The organism is Neisseria sp. P0021.S005 (assembly GCF_051956955.1).
In genome coordinates this window covers 1-17,473 of record NZ_JBQCWY010000023.1, presented here as the reverse complement: position 1 = coordinate 17,473, position 17,473 = coordinate 1, and the positions used below count along the sequence as shown (strand labels likewise).

The window sequence follows — 17,473 nt, the reverse complement described above, 5'->3', positions numbered from 1 at the left end:
GCATGGTCGCCCACATGGAAAGCGTGATGAACGACATCGGCTTTTTCAACCGCCGCAACGGCGAGCGCCTGATGCGCCGTATGCAGAGCCTGTTCGGACGCGCCAACACGCAAACCGAAGACATCGACATCCTGCGCGGTTTTTTCAATACCGTCAGCCACCGTATCCATAAAAAAGACTGATTTAAGGCCGTCTGAAAACATTACAAGCTTTTTCAGACAGCATGACTGATATTCGGATAAGCATGAATTACGCCCTAGACGCATTATGGTGGAAACTCACCAGCCAACCCGTCCGCGACCTCGCCTCGCTGCTGACTGCGCCCCCTTTGTGGCAAAGCGGTTGCGAATTGAGCGTGCGCGAACTATTGGGGGAGCACGGTTTCCGCTACCTTTTGGCATTGGACGCCGATCCCGCGCCGCTGATGGATCACCTTGCCCAACGTTCCCCATTCGGCCACCGTCTCGGCATTTATGCCGAAGAGTTGTTGACGTTTTGGTTTGCCAACGCGCCGCACGCCAAACTGCACGCATACAACCTGCCCGTTTTTTCAGACGGCCAAACTTTAGGTGCCGCGGATTTTGTCGTTTCCCTCAACCAACAGCCCTACCATATCGAGCTGGCGTGTAAATACTACGGCGGAGACCAAGTGCAAAACCTGCACGGTCTCAACCCTAAAGACACGCTGACGGACAAGGCCGCCAAATTGGTGCAGCAATCCCAGCTGCTACATACACTGCAAGGCAAAGCAGCCTTAACCGCACAAGGCCTGCCGGAAAATCCGCTTCCTGCTTCCATCGTGCGCGGCATCGGATTTTTTCCACAAGGTTTCCATGCTTTTGAGCCGCCACTTAACTCATACGGCTGGCGCGGCATCTATATTCAAGATTGGGCGGAATACTGGTTTGAACACCAAGAAGTCCGCTACCACCTGCTCGACCGTATGGCCTATCTCGCGCCTGCTCGTGTCGCCGAAACCGAAACATTGAACGAAACCGAAATCCGCCGTATCGACCAAGGCTTGATTGCCGTTTTGGAATTACGGCCGGACGGCTTTTGGCACGAAATCGAACGCATCATGAAGGCCGTCTGAAACCCTTTACCAACTTTAAGAGAACCCATTACATTATGAACGCCGCACAACTCGACCATACCGCCAAAGTTTTGGCTGAAATGCTGACTTTCAAACAGCCTTCCGATGCCGTCCTCTCCGCCTATTTCCGCGAACACAAAAAGCTCGGCCGCCAAGACCGCCACGAAATCGCCGAAACAGCCTTTGCCGCATTGCGCCACTATCAAAAAATCAGTACCGCCCTGCGCCGTCCGCACGCGCAGCCGCGCAAAGCAGCACTCGCCGCACTGGTTCTCGGCAGAAGCACCAACATCAGCCAAATCAAAGACCTGCTTGATGAAGAAGAAACAGAGTTCCTCGGCAATTTGAAAGCCCGCAAAACCGAGTTTTCAGACGGCCTGAATACCGCCGCAGAATTGCCGCAATGGCTGGTAGAACAACTGCAACGGCATTGGAGCGAAGAAGAAATCCTCGCCTTCGGCCGCAGCATCAACCAACCTGCCCCGCTCGACATCCGCGTCAATACCTTGAAAGGCAAACGCGATAAAGTGCTGCCATTGTTGCAAGCCGAAAGTGCCGATGCAGAAGCCACGCCTTATTCGCCTTGGGGCATCCGCCTGAAAAACAAAATCGCGCTTAACAAACACGAGCTATTTTTAGACGGTACACTGGAAGTCCAAGACGAAGGCAGCCAGCTGCTTGCCTTATTGGTGGGCGCAAAACGCGGCGAAATCATTGTCGATTTCTGTGCCGGTGCCGGCGGTAAAACTTTGGCTGTCGGCGCGCAAATGGCCAACAAAGGCAGAATCTACGCATTCGACATCGCCGAAAAACGCCTTGCCAACCTCAAACCGCGCATGACCCGTGCCGGACTGACCAATATCCACCCCGAACGCATCAGCAGCGAACACGATACCCGTATCGCCCGACTGGCAGGCAAAGCCGACCGCGTGTTGGTGGACGCGCCCTGCTCCGGTTTGGGTACTTTACGCCGCAATCCCGACCTCAAATACCGCCAATCCGCCGAGACCGTGGCCAACCTTTTGGAACAGCAACACAGTATCCTCGATGCCGCCTCCAAACTGGTGAAACCGCAAGGCCGTTTGGTTTACGCCACCTGCAGCGTGTTGCCGGAAGAAAACGAGTTGCAAGTCGAACGTTTCCTGTCCGAACATCCCGAGTTTGAACTCGTCAACTGCGCCGAACTGCTGCAAAGCCTGAAGGTTGATTTGGATACCGGAAAATACCTGCGCCTCAACTCTGGAGAACACCAAACCGACGGTTTCTTTGCCGCTGTATTGCAACGTAAGGATTAAGGTTGAAAAAGGCCGTCTGAAATCCTTTCAGACGGCCTTTTTAATAGATTTTTTACATTAAAATCATTAGAAACGATAGTCGCGCTCTGCAATAATATACTTTAAGGCATGTATCTTGACCTTTCATCAGAATATTGTGAAAAGCTGGAAAAAATGCTTTATGCTTTGTAAATGTATGTGTTCTCGTTCAAAATTCGCCCGGTCATGCCTCAGGCGATACCCGATACGGACAACGATAATATATAAATCATTTGGTTAGAAATCATGCCGCATATTTATTCTTCCCCCACAAAGCTCCGTTTATTGTCATCGGCCGTTGCCGTCGCCTGCTGTCTGATGCCGTTTCAGACGGCCTCTGCATACAGCCTGCAAGACATCCTCAGGGATGCTTTAATCAGCGACCCGATTGTGCGTGAAGCAAAAGCCACTCAAGAAGCAGCGCAAAGCACGACCAAAGCTACGCGTGCGCGCCATTATCCTGTCGTTACCCTGACCGGCACGAAAGTGCTGGCGCAACACAATAAATATAACAGCAACGACATGGATGACGGTATCGGCGTGCGCGGCAGCGTGAACATCTACTCATGGGGTGCGATTGAAGCCGCCGTCCGCCGCGACCGCAGCCGCGAAGAATACTATCAACACAAATACACCGAAAGCCAAGAGCAGCTCGGCAGCGATATCGGCCGCCTCTACCTGAGCGCATTGCGTGCAAAAGAAACCCTGATCCTCAACGAGCAGACTTTAGCGCGCCACAACAACCTCTTAAAAGACTTGGACACCATCGTCAAATATGATGCCGGCCGTCGTTCCGAGCTGATTGAAGCGCGCGCGCGCCAACTACAAGTGGCAAACATCATTGCCCAACAACGCCGCACCATGGATTTGGCCCTGAGCCGCCTGTCCCGCTATACCTCGCGCCAGCTGACTGCCAACGACTTGGAAGATCCGTTTAAAAACGACACGGCGAAATCCATCACTGAACGCTTCAACAATCCCAACCGCAACAACAATCCGTCCTATCAGGCGCAATTGGCCGAGCGCGACAGCGTCCGTGCCGATTTGGACGCCTCCAAAGCCGAACGCCTGCCTGCCCTCAATTTGGAAGGCAGTGCAACGCGCAACACCAGACAGCTTTATTTAAACGTTGCATGGAATGTGTTGGATATTGCCGCACGACACAATGTGGAACGCAATGCCAAATCATTGATTGCCGCAGAAGCCAAGTCCGAACAAATCCTGCGCGACATGAACGAACGCGTTCAAACGTCGGCCATCGATATGCAGGAAAGCGAACAGCGTACCGTGCTGACGGCGCAACACATCGCCGCCCAAAAAGAAGTCATCAAAGTGTATGAATTGCAATTTAAAATCGCCCGACGTACGCTGACCGACGTTTTGAGCGCATACAGCGAGTTATCCTCCATCGAGCAGGATTATGTTGCCGCCCGCAACGATTTCCGCGATGCGGCGCTTGACTATTTAAATACCCAAGCCAAAATCTCCGCTTGGGTCGGTTTGGCACAAAAATAAAGCCATATCCGCCGGTTAAACCAAAAACATTACGCGAAAAAATATGAAAGCCATCATTGAACACATCGTTTTAGTGACCCGCCTTTTGGGTGCGCCCGTATCCGAAGCCGCTTTGTCCGCCGAAGTCGTGCGCGACAAAAAGCTCAAGGTCAACTATCACTCACTGGTCGAAGTCCTGCGCAGTCACGGCTTTGAAAACACCTTATCCAAACGCAATCTGGAAGACATCCCCTCGCTCGCTGTGCCGGTTATGATTATCCTGCACAACGAAGAAGCAGCGGTCATCACCCAAATCGAAGGCTCCGGCCAAGAACGCAAATACCATATCCGCCAGGTTGACGGTTTGGAACAGGAACTCAGCCACGAGCAGCTCTCCGGCCTGTATTTGGGCTACTGCTGGTTTATCAAACCCAAAATGGCTACCGATATGCGCTCGGAGCTGCCTGAATACCATTTGCCCAAAGCATGGTTTTGGAAAGTCATTTGGCGTTTCCGCAGCTACTACTACCAAGTCATCTTGGCCACCATCATCATCAACTTCCTTGCGCTCGTCAGCTCCCTGTATGTGATGAACGTGTACGACCGCGTGATTCCCAACCAAGCCTATGAGACCTTGTGGGTATTGAGCATCGGCGTGGTCTTGGCGATTTTGTTTGAGTTTGCCGCCAAGATGATTCGCGGCCACTTGACCGATATTGCCGGCAAAAAAGCCGACCTGATCATCAGCTCCGCCCTGTTCCGCCGCGTGATGGCATTGCGTCTGGCAGACCGTCCTGCTTCTTCCGGTTCATACGCCAGCAACCTGCGCGAATTTGAAGCCGTGCGCGAGTTCATGACCAGTGCCAGCTTGTTGACCATCGTCGACTTGCCTTTCCTGTTGCTGTTTATCTTCGTGATTTCCATGGTCGGTGGCAAACTGGCACTCGTTCCCCTGACCATCATTCCGATTGTCGTGATTGTCGGTTTTGTCGTACAACGACCGCTCTCGCGCCACATTAACGAATCGATGAAAGAAGGTTCGCAACGCTCCGGCCTTGCCGTTGAAGCCATCGAAGGCATCGAAACCCTGAAAACCAACAACGCCACATCTTGGGCGCAACAACGTTGGGACGAATACACCGCCAAAACTTCCGCCTCTTCCATCAAAGTCAAAGACACCAGCAACTTCATGGTCAACTTTGCCGTTGCCATGCAGCAGCTCAATACCGTCTTTTTGGTCGTCGTCGGTACCTATCTGATTCATGCCGACAACCATGCGGAACGCATCACCATGGGTGCATTGATTGCCTCCGTGATTCTGTCCGGCCGTGCTTTGGCGCCATTGGCACAAATTGCCGGTTTGGCCACCCGCTTCCAACAGGCCAAACTTGCCCTCAAAGGCGTAAACGACATCGTTACCCGCCCTATCGAGCGCAATCCGGAACGCAAATATATTACTTTGGACAATGTTCAAGGCAATATTACCTTTGAAAACGTATCGTTCAAATATCAAGCCGACAACAACAGCGCCGTAGAAGACTTGCGCCTGACCATCAAACCGGGCGAAAAAGTCGGTATTTTGGGCCGTATCGGTAGCGGTAAAAGTACCATGCTCAAACTGGCTAGCGGTCTGTACGATACTGAAAAAGGCAACGTTACCCTTGACGGCGTCGATATGCGCCAGCTTGACCCCAACTTCCTGCGCGATCAAGTCCTACTGTTGAGCCAATCGCCACGCCTGTTCCTCGGCACATTACGCGAAAACATGGACTTGGCACGTACCGGCAGCTACTCTACTGACCAAGACCTACTGACTGCGCTCAACCGCTTCGGCCTCGACAAAATCATCCGCAACCATCCGCGTGGTTTGGATATGCCTCTGGGTGAAGACGGCTTGGGCTTGTCTGGCGGTCAAAAACAAATCATCGCACTGGCGCGCATGACCTTGCGCAATCCGAAAGTCGTCCTGCTGGACGAGCCAACCACCAGCCTGGACCAAGCTACTGAACGCATGGCGCTCAATGCCATCGCCCAATGGGGTCGCAACCGCACCATGCTTTTGGTAACCCACCGTCCGCAAGTGCTGCAAATCGTCAACCGCATCATTGTCATGGACAATGGTAAAGTCGTGATGGACGGCCCGCGTGACCTGGTATTGCAAAAACTCATGCAAAACGAACAGGCCAAAGCAGCCAACATCAAACAACAACAGCAACAAGCTGCTGCACAGCAGCAACAACAAGCTGCCACAGCCCCTCAATCGGCAGCACAATAAAGCAAAAGGCCGTCTGAAACCTACTTACCCTTTCAGACGGCCTGCCCTAATGGTTAAAATCCACCAAACACAATAAAGATACACGATTATGAGCCGCGAAAACAACGTCAAATCCAAAGACCTACACCTCATCAACGACCTCAATGCCGCCCTTCAAAAAGAAAAACACAGCGGCCAATTTTGGGTCATCATCCTATTCTTCCTTTTCCTAGTCGTCTTCGTCGTCTGGGCATACAACAGCCCTGTCGAAGAAGTGACCCGCGGCAACGGCAATATCATTCCCAGTAGCCGTGAGCAAGTGATTCAAAGCCTCGACCCCGGCATCGTAACCGAAATCATGGTTAAAGAAGGCGATATGGTCGAGAAAGATCAGATTCTGATGAAACTCGACGACACGCGCAGCTCCGCCGTTTTACGAGAAAGCGAAGCCAAAGTCGAAAACCTCGAAGCCACCGTTGCCCGCCTTAAAGCCGAAGCCTACGGCACCAAGCTCTCCTTCCCTGACAGCGTGGGCCCTGAGCTGCGCCGTCGCGAAATTGCCGCCTACAAAGCACGCCGTCAAGCCATGACCGACGCCGTCAGCGGCCTTTCCCAAAGCAAGGCCGCACTTGACCGCGAAATCGCTATTACTGCGCCTATGGTTGCCGAAGGCGTAGTTTCCGAAGTCGAACTCTTAAGAATGCGCCGTGAGTCTGCCGACTTGGCCACCCAAATTTCCGAACGCCGCAACCGCTACAAAGCCGATGCCAACAACGAACTTTTGCAAGCTGAATCCGAGCTGGCGCAATCCAAAGAAAACGTTGCCATGCGTGCCGACCCGGTTGAACGCTCGCAAATCCGTGCGCCTATGCGCGGCATCGTCAAAGGCATAAAAGTCACCACCATCGGCGGCGTTGTGAACGCAGGCGAAGACATCATGCAAATCGTCCCAGTTGACGACAAACTGCTGGTCGAAGCCTATATCCGTCCGCAAGACATCGCCTTTATCCGAGCAGGCCAACCTGCATTGGTTAAAGTCAGTGCCTACGACTACTCCATCTACGGCGGTTTGGAAGGCAAAGTTACCCTCGTCGGCGCCGATACCATCAGCAACTCCATGCAAAACCGTGCCAACGACTTGAAACTCGACCCGAACCAAGTCTATTACCGTGTTCTCGTCCAAACCGAAAACAACTCCCTGAAAGACAAAAACGGCAAACCGATGCCGATTATTCCGGGCATGGTTGCAACGGTAGACATCAAAACCGGTGAAAAAACCATCTTCCAATACCTGATCAAACCGATTACGCGTATGAAACAAGCGTTGAGCGAACGCTAATCGATAAACTGATAAAAGGCCGTCTGAAAGTTTTCAGACGGCCTTTGATTTATGTTTTCACTATGCCTGCTTATCCGGCAGATAAATTATTTCTCCTTAAACGTAGCTCCGATAAATGTCCTTTTCGGATTGCCGCGCTCAACTTGATAGAGTTGCGCGTGCTGCTCCTGCGCAAAATTTCCAGCTTGTCCGGCATGATGTTCCGCCAACTTTTGCGCCAATAACATGACCGCCAATTTCTTATTGGCATGCTGGCTGCGTTCGCTCTCGACCCGTACAGAAATGCCGCTTTCTTTATGGGTGGCGCGGACGGCGCTTTCGGTTTTATTGACGTGTTGCCCACCCTTGCCGCCCGAACGGCAGGTTTGAAACTCGATTCCGTTTTCAGACGGCATTTCATACGTCTGCGGCATATCGGGCAGGCGGAAAACGCCTATATACCAATTTTTGCGCGGATGTTTCGGGCGGACAGGGCTGGGACATATCCATTGGAGCGTCCCCTGCCAAGTTTGTGCCAAACTTTCGGCTTTCTGCCCTTCCAATTTGAGCGTTGCCGACAAAATGCCGTGCTTATCGGATGTTTCAGTAACAAGTTCAGCATCAATGCCTTTTGCTTGAGCTTCTGCAAGCAATTTGCCCAAGACGAAACGGGCAAATATGCGGCACTCTGCCGGCCCTTGCGCGGTGGAAATTTGCAGATAAATCACTGGTGTATTCTGTTTCATCTTTACGCTCCACACTCGCCGCCGGTTTTATAAGTCAAAACAGGCTTAAACCGCGCGACCAATTCAATCAAACCTGCGTTTTTCATGGCGGCAATAACGCTGTCAATGCTTTTATAAGCCTGCGGCGCTTCTTCAAAAATCAGGGCCTTATCCTGACAAATGACTACGCTGCCAAATTCGGTCTGGCGCAGGCTGTCAGCAGTATATTTGTGCGACAGCCTGCCTTTGCATTCACCGCGCTGCCACTTCCGACCTGCGCCGTGAGCCAAGGTATTCAACGAAATTTGGCAATCTTCGGCAGGTCGGACCAGATAGCTGTAATCGCCGCGCGAGCCGGGTATCATAACCAAGCCTTTATCGGTGGGCGTTGCGCCTTTTCGGTGCAGCCAACCGGTCGTGCCGTCAATCTCGGTTTGTTCCAAAAAATTATGATGGACATCGAGCAGGCATGTTCCTTCTGCGCACCAACAGTCGAGCATTCTGGCCGCAATCAAACGGCGGTTAAGGCTGGCAAATTCAAGAGCCGTTTGATGTTCGGCTAGATAAGCTGCCGCCGCTTCGCCCTCTTCCGCCAAACCTTGATGCCCAAAGGCGGCAATATGGCGTTGCAAAATCTGCTGACCCAATCCGCGCGAACCGCTATGCACCAACAGTTGCAGATGGTTTTCATCAAAATCGGGCGGAAGCAGATCGGCGCGATAAACAGTATCAACGGTTTGCAACTCGGCAAAATGGTTGCCGCCGCCAATCGTACCTACGGCAAGGCCGTCTGAAAATTGGCGCATATCGACAGCGTCGCCTAATAAATCGACCTGTTCGTCTTTATCCAACGGCGTATCGATATTGCCCAGCTGTTTGGCGAGTTTGGCCGGTTTGAGTTTGGCTGCGCGTAAATCGGTCTGCCAAAACGCCATGCCGCAACCGATGTCGTTCCCAATCAGGGCAGGATAAAAATGGCGGTCGCTGAAAAATGCCGCACCAACCGGATAACCGCGCCCTGCGTGTAAATCCGGCATTCCGGCAACGCGTAGCATATGCGGTAATCGGGCGGTGGTTTCGAGCTGTGCGACAGCGTTGCCTTCAATCCATGTATTTGAATCGGCAATAATTTGAATATGATGGGGATAATTGCCCATGTGTTTATGCTTTCTTTAAAACGGATAGAAACCGACAACTGATGACAATAGGTATCCACCGTCTGCGAAATGTTCAGACGGCCTGGTTTCTAGCCGATAATTGTAGGGAAAGCAGCCCGAAGCGGGCGACATGGAATGCGAAAAGCGTTATCCGAAAATCAGACCGACGCTTGGGCTGCAAAGAATGTGATTGAGCAGATTGAAGTATTGCATGTCATGGCTTGCTCCTTTCTTTGCATGAAAATATTAAAAACGTTCGGATTATAGAGGGTTCATTTCCAATCATGCAAACTTACTGACATCAATCTGCCAATGATGTTACATAAATGGCAACTATTGAGAACATGATTTAGGCCGTCTGAAAACTTTTCAGACGGCCTTTTATACCCAATAATCCTTACAAAACAACGGTCGGATAAGATCCGACAACTTTCACGAAGGAAGCGCGTTCGCCCAAAAGCTGCAAGGCTTTTTGGACATTTTCATCGCTTTGATGGCCTTCGATATCGATGAAGAACAGATATTCCCACAAAACCGATTTGCTTGGGCGGCTTTCAAATTTGGTCATGGAAATGCCCAACTTGGTGAAAGGTTGCAATAACGAAGTAACGGCACCGGCACGGTTCGGCGCGGAGACGACCAAAGAGGTTTTGTCATTGCCGCTGCGGCCGGTTTCTTGATGACCCATCACCAAGAAGCGCGTGGTGTTGTTCGGTTCGTCTTCGATACACTCGGCGGCAAAACTCAACTGATAAATTTCCGCGGCAATACGTCCGGCAATGGCGGCCACATTCGGGCTGTCAGATTCAGCAACCAGACGTGCTGCTTCTGCATTGCTGGCCACGGCGATACGCTCTGCATTGGGCAGGTTGCGGCCAAGCCAGTCGTTGCATTGCGCCAAGGCTTGGGCATGGGCGAAAACTTTGGTAATGCCGCCGATTTCGTGGCTGTCTTTACGCAGCAGGTTGTGATGAATGCGGACAACCACTTCGCCACAGGCTTTTAACGCGGTTACTGCTAACAAATCCAAAGTGCGCCCCACCGAGCCTTCGGTCGAGTTTTCTACCGGCGCCACCAAATAATCGGCTTGGCGCGTTTCAACTTGTTTGAAGCAATTGTCGATGGTGGTACACGCCATGGTGTGTGCGGCGTGGCCGAAATGTTTGATGGCGGCTTGCTGGGTAAATGTCCCCTTCGGGCCTAAATAGGCAATCGTCAGCGGACGCTCTACTGCCAAACATTCGCTCATAATCTCGCGAAACAGCCGGGTAACCGATTCATCCGGCAAAGGGCCGCGGTTCAAATCCTGAATCCGGCGCAAAACGGCCACTTCCCGTTCAGGACGGTACACCGCGCCTGTCCCTTTCAATTCACCGATAGCATGCGCATGACCGGCGCGCTCGTTGAGCAAACGGAGGATTTCCGCATCGATGCTGTCGATGGCATTGCGGTGCGGCAATAATTGTTCGTCTATGGATAAAGGCATAAGCTGTCTCGCAATTTTGTGAGGGATATTTTCATTTTAACATTAAAGACCGTCTGAATTCTGTTTTCAGACGGCCTCAACACTATCTTTATCTAACTTTATCGTCTATCAGGTTTGCAAACGCCGCCAATTCCATCATAATTAAGCCTTTTGAACGACAAGGCCTATTCCATGCACTCAAACGGACTTTACACCCGTTTTCTGCCCGATGAAGAAGCAACCCTGCAACTGGGTGAAGAATGGAGCAAGCAACTCTCCGCTCCGCTGACCATCTATCTTGAAGGCGGGCTGGGTGCAGGCAAAACCACGCTGACACGCGGAATTTTGCGCGGACTGGGACATACGGGCGCAGTCAAAAGCCCGACTTACACCATTGTCGAATCTTATCCGCTGGATACATTCACCCTCCACCATTTCGACCTCTACCGCTTTACCATGCCCGAGGAATGGGAAGATGCCGGTTTGGACGAATTGTTTGCGCCCGACAGCATCTGCCTCATCGAATGGCCGCAGCAAGGTGGAGAATTCACGCCTCTGGCAGACATTACCATTACATTGACGTACACCGATAAGGGCAGAACCTGCACCTTTTCCGCCCACACAAACCAAGGCCGAAAAAGTTTAGAATCATGGTCAAATTAACTAGAAGACACATTCTCCGTCAAGGCACAGGACTATTTCTCACCCTCACGCCCGTTGGTGCCGCATTGGCCAAACCGGCCTCTCCTGCGCAATTCCTTGCCGTCCGCATTTGGCCGGCGAACGCCTACACACGCGTTACCCTTGAGAGCAACCACTCGATGAAATACCAACATTTTATGTTGGACAACCCCAGCAGGTTGGTCGTGGATATTCAAGGTGCGGAAATCAACAGCGTCCTGCAAGGCATTTCCAGCAAAGTGCTGTCTAACGACCCTTTTATCCGCAGCATTCGTGCCGGTCAAAATACGCCCAATACCGTGCGTATCGTCATCGACCTCAAACAAAGCACCCATCCGCAAGTCTTTGCGCTCGCCCCCGTCGGCAACTTCAGAAACCGCTTGGTTATCGACCTCTATCCGCACGGCGCAGATGCCAACGACCCGATGATGGCCTTGCTCAACGGCAATGTTCCCAAACAACGTCAAAATACCAATATCGCATACGACACCCCTGCCCCTAAAAACAATCGCGGCAGCGGCGGCAACCGCCGTCCCGTGATTATGATCGACCCCGGTCACGGTGGCGAAGATCCTGGCGCAATCGGCCCGAGCGGCCTCAAAGAGAAAAACGTCGTACTCTCCATTGCACGCGAAACCAAAAAACGCCTCGAGGCCTTGGGTTACAACGTATTCATGACGCGCAACGAAGACATCTTTATCCCATTGGGCGTACGCGTTGCCAAAGGCCGTGCGCGCAATGCCGACGTATTCGTATCCATCCACGCCGATGCCTTTACCAGCCCGTCCGCTCGCGGTACCGGCGTATATATGCTCAATACCAAAGGCGCGACCAGCTCGGCGGCAAAATTCCTTGCCCAAACCCAAAACAACGCCGACGCCATCGGCGGTGTACAATCCAGCGGCAACCGCAACGTCGACAACACGATTTTGGACATGACCCAAACCGCAACCCTGCGCGACAGCCGCAAGCTCGGCCATTCCGTCTTGACCGAATTGGGCAAACTCAACCAACTGCACAAAGGCCGCGTTGACGAGGCCAACTTTGCCGTCCTCCGCGCGCCGGACGTTCCGTCCATTTTGGTGGAAACCGCCTTCCTCTCCAACCCTACCGAAGAGCGGCTGCTCGGCAGCGAATCCTTCCGCCAACAATGCGCCCAAGCCATTGCCACCGGTATTCAAAAATACATCAATACCGCCGTTTTACGACGCGGTTAATGGCTTGATGAAACAAAGGCCGTCTGAAAATTTTTCAGACGGCCTTATCTTTTCAAGCAATCTATTTAACCGCACTTCCCTACCGCAGCCGGATAGACGGATACCTTCGTCTGCGTCAATGCAAACAGGTTTTCCAACTGCATTTGCGCCTGACGGTTGGCATGTTCCAAAATCTCAGCCCTACATGCGCTTTGCAATACCTGCCGTTTCGCCTCTTCCTGCACCGTCTTAAATACCGACTTATCCATAGGCAGCAAATTAAACGAGCCGGTCTGAATATCGTACACTTCGATATTTTCCAAATCCACGCTCAAAATTTCCACCGCCGGCAGGCTGATTAAGACCTTGTCGTCCACAATATTGACATTGTCCGCGCCTAACTTGTCCAAATCCAAACCAGCCAACACCTTACCGCGCACAATAAAAATACCGCTTTGTGAATCCTGCCACAGCCTGCGCCAATCCCCTTTTTTCTCCGTACGGATAATCGTATCGATATAAAATGCCGTACTTTCCAAGCGGTTCATCTGCTTAATCTGCATCAAAACCCCCTCACGGGACAAAACCTGATGTTCTTCGTTCTGACCATGCAGGGCATAAAACCAGCCGCCCGCAGCCGTCAGCGCACACAACACCAGCACGACCAATCCGCGTCCAAGCATTTTCATTTCAAACATCCCCCATTAAAATAATCATCAAAACATTCCCCATATTCTCCCAAAACCGTCAATTTCAAGCCATACCCAGGCCGTCTGAAACAATAAATTTCATTACCAAAAAGTAATAAAAATCTCAACAAACAAAGTTTGCCTTTTGGTAAATACAAGACTACAATCCATTACACACAATTCAATTTCATCTCATCATGAATACCACCGACCTGCGCCGCCACAACCTGCGGCAATGGATAACACAACACCACAACGGCCAGCAGACCAAGTTTGCCCAAGCCATTTCTATCAACCAAGGCGAGCTGTCCGCCCTACTGAAAAACAAATCTTTCGGCGAGAAAAAAGCCCGAAAAATCGAGCAGGCAGCAAATATGCCTGACATGTGGTTGGATCAAGACCACCAAGACCGCCACGCCCCTACCATCAGCCAAGAAAGAAATACCATGTCCCACATCTCCACCATCCCTGAAATCCTAGCAGACATCAAAGCCGGCAAAATGGTCATCATCACTGATGCCGAAGACCGAGAAAACGAAGGCGACTTGCTGATGGCCGCCCAATTCGTTACCCCCGAAGCCATCAACTTCATGATCAAAAACGCACGTGGCCTGGTCTGCCTGCCGATGGACGGCGAAATGGTCGAAAAACTCGGCCTGCCCATGATGACCCAAAAAAATGGCGCACAATACGGCACCAACTTTACCGTCTCCATCGAAGCCGCCCACGGCATTACCACCGGCATTTCCGCCGCCGACCGCGCCCTGACCATTCAAACTGCCGTTTCCCCATCCGCCAAACCTGAAGACATCGTCCAACCCGGCCACATCTTCCCTCTCCGCGCCCAAAAAGGCGGCGTACTCGTCCGCGCCGGACACACAGAAGCCGGCGTCGATCTGGCACAAATGAACGGTCTGATTCCCGCCGCCGTCATCTGCGAAATCATCAACGACGACGGCACCATGGCACGTATGCCCGAACTGATGAAGTTTGCCGAAGAGCACAACCTCAAAATCGGCACCATTACCGACCTCATCGAATACCGCAGCCGTACCGAAAGCCTGCTCGAAGACATGGGCAACGCACCCGTACAAACCCCGTGGGGCGAGTTCCAACAACACGTTTACGTCGACAAACTCTCCGGCGAAACCCACCTCGCCCTTGTCAAAGGCACACCCTCCGCCGAAGAAGAAACCCTCGTCCGCGTCCATGAACCCTTCAGCGTCATGGACTTCATCCAAGCCAACCCGCGCCATTCATGGTCGCTGCCCAAAGCCCTTGAGCGCATCCAACAAGCCGAAAGCGGCGTAGTCATCCTCCTGCACCGTACCGAAGACGGCGCCACCCTGCTCGACCGCACCCTGCCCAAAGGCGCCAACCAAGCCTACAAATGGGACAGCAAAAGCTACGGCATAGGCGCACAAATCCTCGCCGGCCTCAACGTCAAAAAACTGCGCGTCCTCGGCCAGCCGTCATCCTTCACCGGCCTCACCGGCTTCGGCCTCGAAGTCGTCGGCTTTGAAGAAGCTGAAAAATAATCTTGCTTGATTGATGCTCAAAGCAAATGAAACAAAAGGCCGTCTGAAAGTTTTCAGACGGCCTTTTAAGTTTATTATCCAATTCAAAAACAGCGAATATAAAAAAAGCCGACACACCTTTCCGATGTATCGGCTTTCGTTATCTGCTTAACGCTTAATTTCTGCCGGGCAATTCTTTTTCGCTCAATGGTTTGATGTACCAAATATCGCGGCAGTAGTCGGCGATGGAGCGGTCGGATGAGAAGAAGCCCATGTTGGCGATATTGATCAAGGCTGATTTGCGCCATGCGGATACGTTGCGGTAGTGTTCGTCCGCTTTGTATTGCGTGTCGATGTAGCTGCGGAAATCGGCCATCAGTTGATAGAAGTCGCCGTATGGTTGCAACACGTCGTTGTAGCGGTTTGGCTCTTCCGGAGAGAAAGTGCCTTGGCTGATTTGGTTGACGACGCGGCGCAGGTCGCTGTCTCGCTCGATATAGCTCAACGGGTCGTAACCGTTGCGGCGGATTTCTTCGACTTGTTCTACGGTGTTACCGAAGATATAGCAGTTGTCCGCACCGACTTTTTCCAAAATCTCAACGTTCGCGCCGTCCAGTGTACCCATACAGATTGCGCCGTTGAGGGCAAATTTCATGTTGCTGGTACCGGATGCTTCTGTACCTGCCAGTGAGATTTGTTCGTGCAAATCGGCGGCAGGAATGATGATTTGGGCGAGGCTGACGCTGTAATTCGGGATGTAAACGACTTTAATCAGGTCACGGATACGGGTGTCGTTGTTGATGACTTTGGCAACGTCGTTAATCAGTCGGATGATTTTCTTCGCCATGTAATAGGCGGAAGCGGCTTTACCGGCAAAGATGAACACACGCGGCTGCCAATCGAAATCCGGGTTTTCCAGGATTTTGTTGTAACGGTCGACGATGTGCATCACGTTCAATGCTTGACGTTTGTACTCGTGGATACGTTTGATTTGGATGTCGAAAAGTGCATCGGTATTAACTTTGATACCCAGCTCGGTTTCGATGTATTTGGCAAGACGCTCTTTGGCGGCTTTTTTCACTTCGCCGAATTCTGCCTGTACGGAGGCATCGTCCACTTTGTCGTTGAGCTTGGTCAGGTTGTCCAAATGCAGACGCCAGTCTTCGTCGCCCAGATGTTTGTCCAAGAATTTGGTCAGGCCCGGGTTGGCGATGTTGATCCAGCGGCGCGGGGTGACGCCGTTGGTTACGTTGGTAAAGCGTTCTGGGAACACTTTGGCAAAGTCGGCAAAGATGGATGTGGTCATCAAATCGGAGTGGATTTTTGCCACGCCGTTGACTTTGTGCGAACCGATCACGGCAAGCCATGCCATGCGAACGCGACGGCCGTGGGTTTCGTCAATGATGGATACGCGGCGGACAAAGTCGTCGTCGAAGTTACCGATGGCACGCAAGGCATTGAGGAAGTAGGCGTTGATTTCAAAGATGATATCCAAGTGGCGCGGCAGCAGACGGCCCATCAGGTCAACCTGCCAAGTTTCCAAGGCTTCGCTCATCAATGTGTGGTTGGTGTAAGAGAAAATCTTACAGCACATATTCCATGCTTCAGTCCATGCAATGCCCTCTTCGTCAATCAGGATACGCATCAATTCTGGAATAGCGAGTACCGGATGGGTGTCGTTCAAGTGGATGGCGACTTCGTCCGCCAAAGTGCGGATACTTGGGAAACGGCATTTGTGGCGGGCAACGATGTCTTGAACGGAAGCGGAAACCAAGAAGTATTCTTGTTTCAAGCGCAATTCGCGGCCGGAATCGGTAGAGTCGTTCGGATACAGAACGCGTGAGATGTTTTCGTCGCTGTTTTGTGCGCGAACGGCAGAGGCATAGTCGCCTCGGTTGAAGTCGGCAAGGTCGAACAGGTTGCCTGCGTGTGCAGTCCACAAACGCAATGGGTTGGCACATTCGCCGCCATAGCCCGGAATGATTTCATCGTATGCCCAAGCAGAAATTTCTTCGCTTGGCTGCCATTCTTTTTTGTCGCCCAAGTTCAACACTTGACCACCGAAACGGACGGAATATTGTTTGTTCGGACGGGCAAACTGCCATGCCAAATCTTGGTCGAGCCACAAATCAGGTTTTTCAACTTGTTGGCCATCCACGATTTCTTGTTTGAACATACCGTATTGGTAACGGATGCCGTAGCCCATGGCCGGAATGCGCAGGGTTGCCAAAGAGTCGAGGAAGCAGGCGGCCAGACGGCCCAAACCGCCGTTACCCAAACCCGGATCTTCTTCTTGTTCGCAGACATCGGCAAATTCTTTGCCCAGTTGCTTAAAGGCTTCTTCAAATTCGGCGTAAACGCCTTCGTTAATCAGCGCGTTGACAAACGAACGGCCGAGCAGGAATTCCATAGACAGGTAATAAACCATGCGTTTACTGTTATCAATGTGGGCGCGGCGTGTTTTGAGGAAATCTTCCGCAATCAGGTCACGCGCGGCAAGCATGGCGGCGTTGAGCCATTGGTGTGAAGTTGCCTCCTTCGGATCTACGCCCAAGATGAAAATCAGCTTGT

The 17,473-nt window shown here is 52.0% G+C and carries 13 protein-coding genes and 1 pseudogene; 9 read left to right on the top strand and 5 right to left on the bottom strand.

Annotated features, from left to right (window positions below):
- The 6 genes and pseudogenes from ACTHUE_RS02830 to ACTHUE_RS02805 form a co-directional block, all read left to right on the top strand.
- A pseudogene (locus ACTHUE_RS02830) lies at positions 1-182 on the top strand (RNA methyltransferase); the annotation flags it as partial.
- A 41-nt stretch (positions 183-223) separates the two neighbouring features.
- The gene (locus ACTHUE_RS02825; RefSeq protein WP_049335560.1) at positions 224-1,093 is read left to right on the top strand and encodes a DUF1853 family protein; all 870 of its coding nucleotides are present in this window, start codon (positions 224-226) and stop codon (positions 1,091-1,093) included.
- A gap of 35 nt (positions 1,094-1,128) precedes the next feature.
- A complete protein-coding gene (locus tag ACTHUE_RS02820; RefSeq protein ID WP_049335559.1) occupies positions 1,129-2,388 on the top strand; it encodes an RsmB/NOP family class I SAM-dependent RNA methyltransferase in 1,260 nt (419 codons plus the stop codon).
- A 264-nt stretch (positions 2,389-2,652) separates the two neighbouring features.
- Positions 2,653-3,921 (top strand): TolC family protein, encoded by a 1,269-nt coding sequence (locus ACTHUE_RS02815; RefSeq protein WP_432760740.1) that lies wholly within the window; start codon positions 2,653-2,655, stop codon positions 3,919-3,921.
- Positions 3,922-3,964: 43 nt separating this feature from the next.
- The gene (locus ACTHUE_RS02810) at positions 3,965-6,175 is read left to right on the top strand and encodes a type I secretion system permease/ATPase (RefSeq protein ID WP_440361131.1); all 2,211 of its coding nucleotides are present in this window, start codon (positions 3,965-3,967) and stop codon (positions 6,173-6,175) included.
- A gap of 88 nt (positions 6,176-6,263) precedes the next feature.
- The gene (locus tag ACTHUE_RS02805) at positions 6,264-7,493 is read left to right on the top strand and encodes an HlyD family type I secretion periplasmic adaptor subunit (protein WP_440361132.1); all 1,230 of its coding nucleotides are present in this window, start codon (positions 6,264-6,266) and stop codon (positions 7,491-7,493) included.
- Positions 7,494-7,579: 86 nt separating this feature from the next.
- Here ACTHUE_RS02805 and prfH read toward each other — a convergent pair whose 3' ends face one another.
- From prfH to pheA, 3 genes are all read right to left on the bottom strand, one after another.
- A complete protein-coding gene (prfH, locus tag ACTHUE_RS02800) occupies positions 7,580-8,218 on the bottom strand; it encodes a peptide chain release factor H (protein WP_440361133.1) in 639 nt (212 codons plus the stop codon).
- A gap of 2 nt (positions 8,219-8,220) precedes the next feature.
- Complete coding sequence (locus ACTHUE_RS02795) at positions 8,221-9,354, bottom strand: RNA ligase RtcB family protein (protein WP_107857224.1); 1,134 nt, start codon at positions 9,352-9,354, stop codon at positions 8,221-8,223.
- 397 nt (positions 9,355-9,751) lie between these two features.
- A complete protein-coding gene (gene pheA / locus ACTHUE_RS02790) occupies positions 9,752-10,840 on the bottom strand; it encodes a prephenate dehydratase (protein ID WP_070695365.1) in 1,089 nt (362 codons plus the stop codon).
- A gap of 171 nt (positions 10,841-11,011) precedes the next feature.
- On the opposite strand from pheA, the gene tsaE reads away from it, so the two are divergent.
- A complete protein-coding gene (tsaE, locus tag ACTHUE_RS02785) occupies positions 11,012-11,482 on the top strand; it encodes a tRNA (adenosine(37)-N6)-threonylcarbamoyltransferase complex ATPase subunit type 1 TsaE (protein WP_004519510.1) in 471 nt (156 codons plus the stop codon).
- On the top strand, positions 11,470-12,717 hold the full coding sequence (locus tag ACTHUE_RS02780) for an N-acetylmuramoyl-L-alanine amidase (RefSeq protein WP_049335552.1): 1,248 nt from the start codon (positions 11,470-11,472) through the stop codon (positions 12,715-12,717). The genes tsaE and ACTHUE_RS02780 overlap by 13 nt, the downstream gene beginning before the upstream one ends.
- Positions 12,718-12,782: 65 nt before the next feature.
- On the opposite strand, the gene ACTHUE_RS02775 is transcribed toward ACTHUE_RS02780, so the two are convergent.
- Entirely contained in the window at positions 12,783-13,394 is a 612-nt protein-coding gene (locus ACTHUE_RS02775; protein ID WP_079453678.1) for a DUF4230 domain-containing protein, read from the bottom strand.
- 188 nt (positions 13,395-13,582) lie between these two features.
- On the opposite strand from ACTHUE_RS02775, the gene ribBA reads away from it, so the two are divergent.
- Complete coding sequence (ribBA, locus tag ACTHUE_RS02770; RefSeq protein WP_049335550.1) at positions 13,583-14,923, top strand: bifunctional 3,4-dihydroxy-2-butanone-4-phosphate synthase/GTP cyclohydrolase II; 1,341 nt, start codon at positions 13,583-13,585, stop codon at positions 14,921-14,923.
- Positions 14,924-15,077: 154 nt separating this feature from the next.
- On the opposite strand, the gene ACTHUE_RS02765 is transcribed toward ribBA, so the two are convergent.
- A partial coding sequence (locus tag ACTHUE_RS02765; protein ID WP_440423022.1) for a glycogen/starch/alpha-glucan phosphorylase occupies positions 15,078-17,473 on the bottom strand: 2,396 nt, incomplete at its 5' end.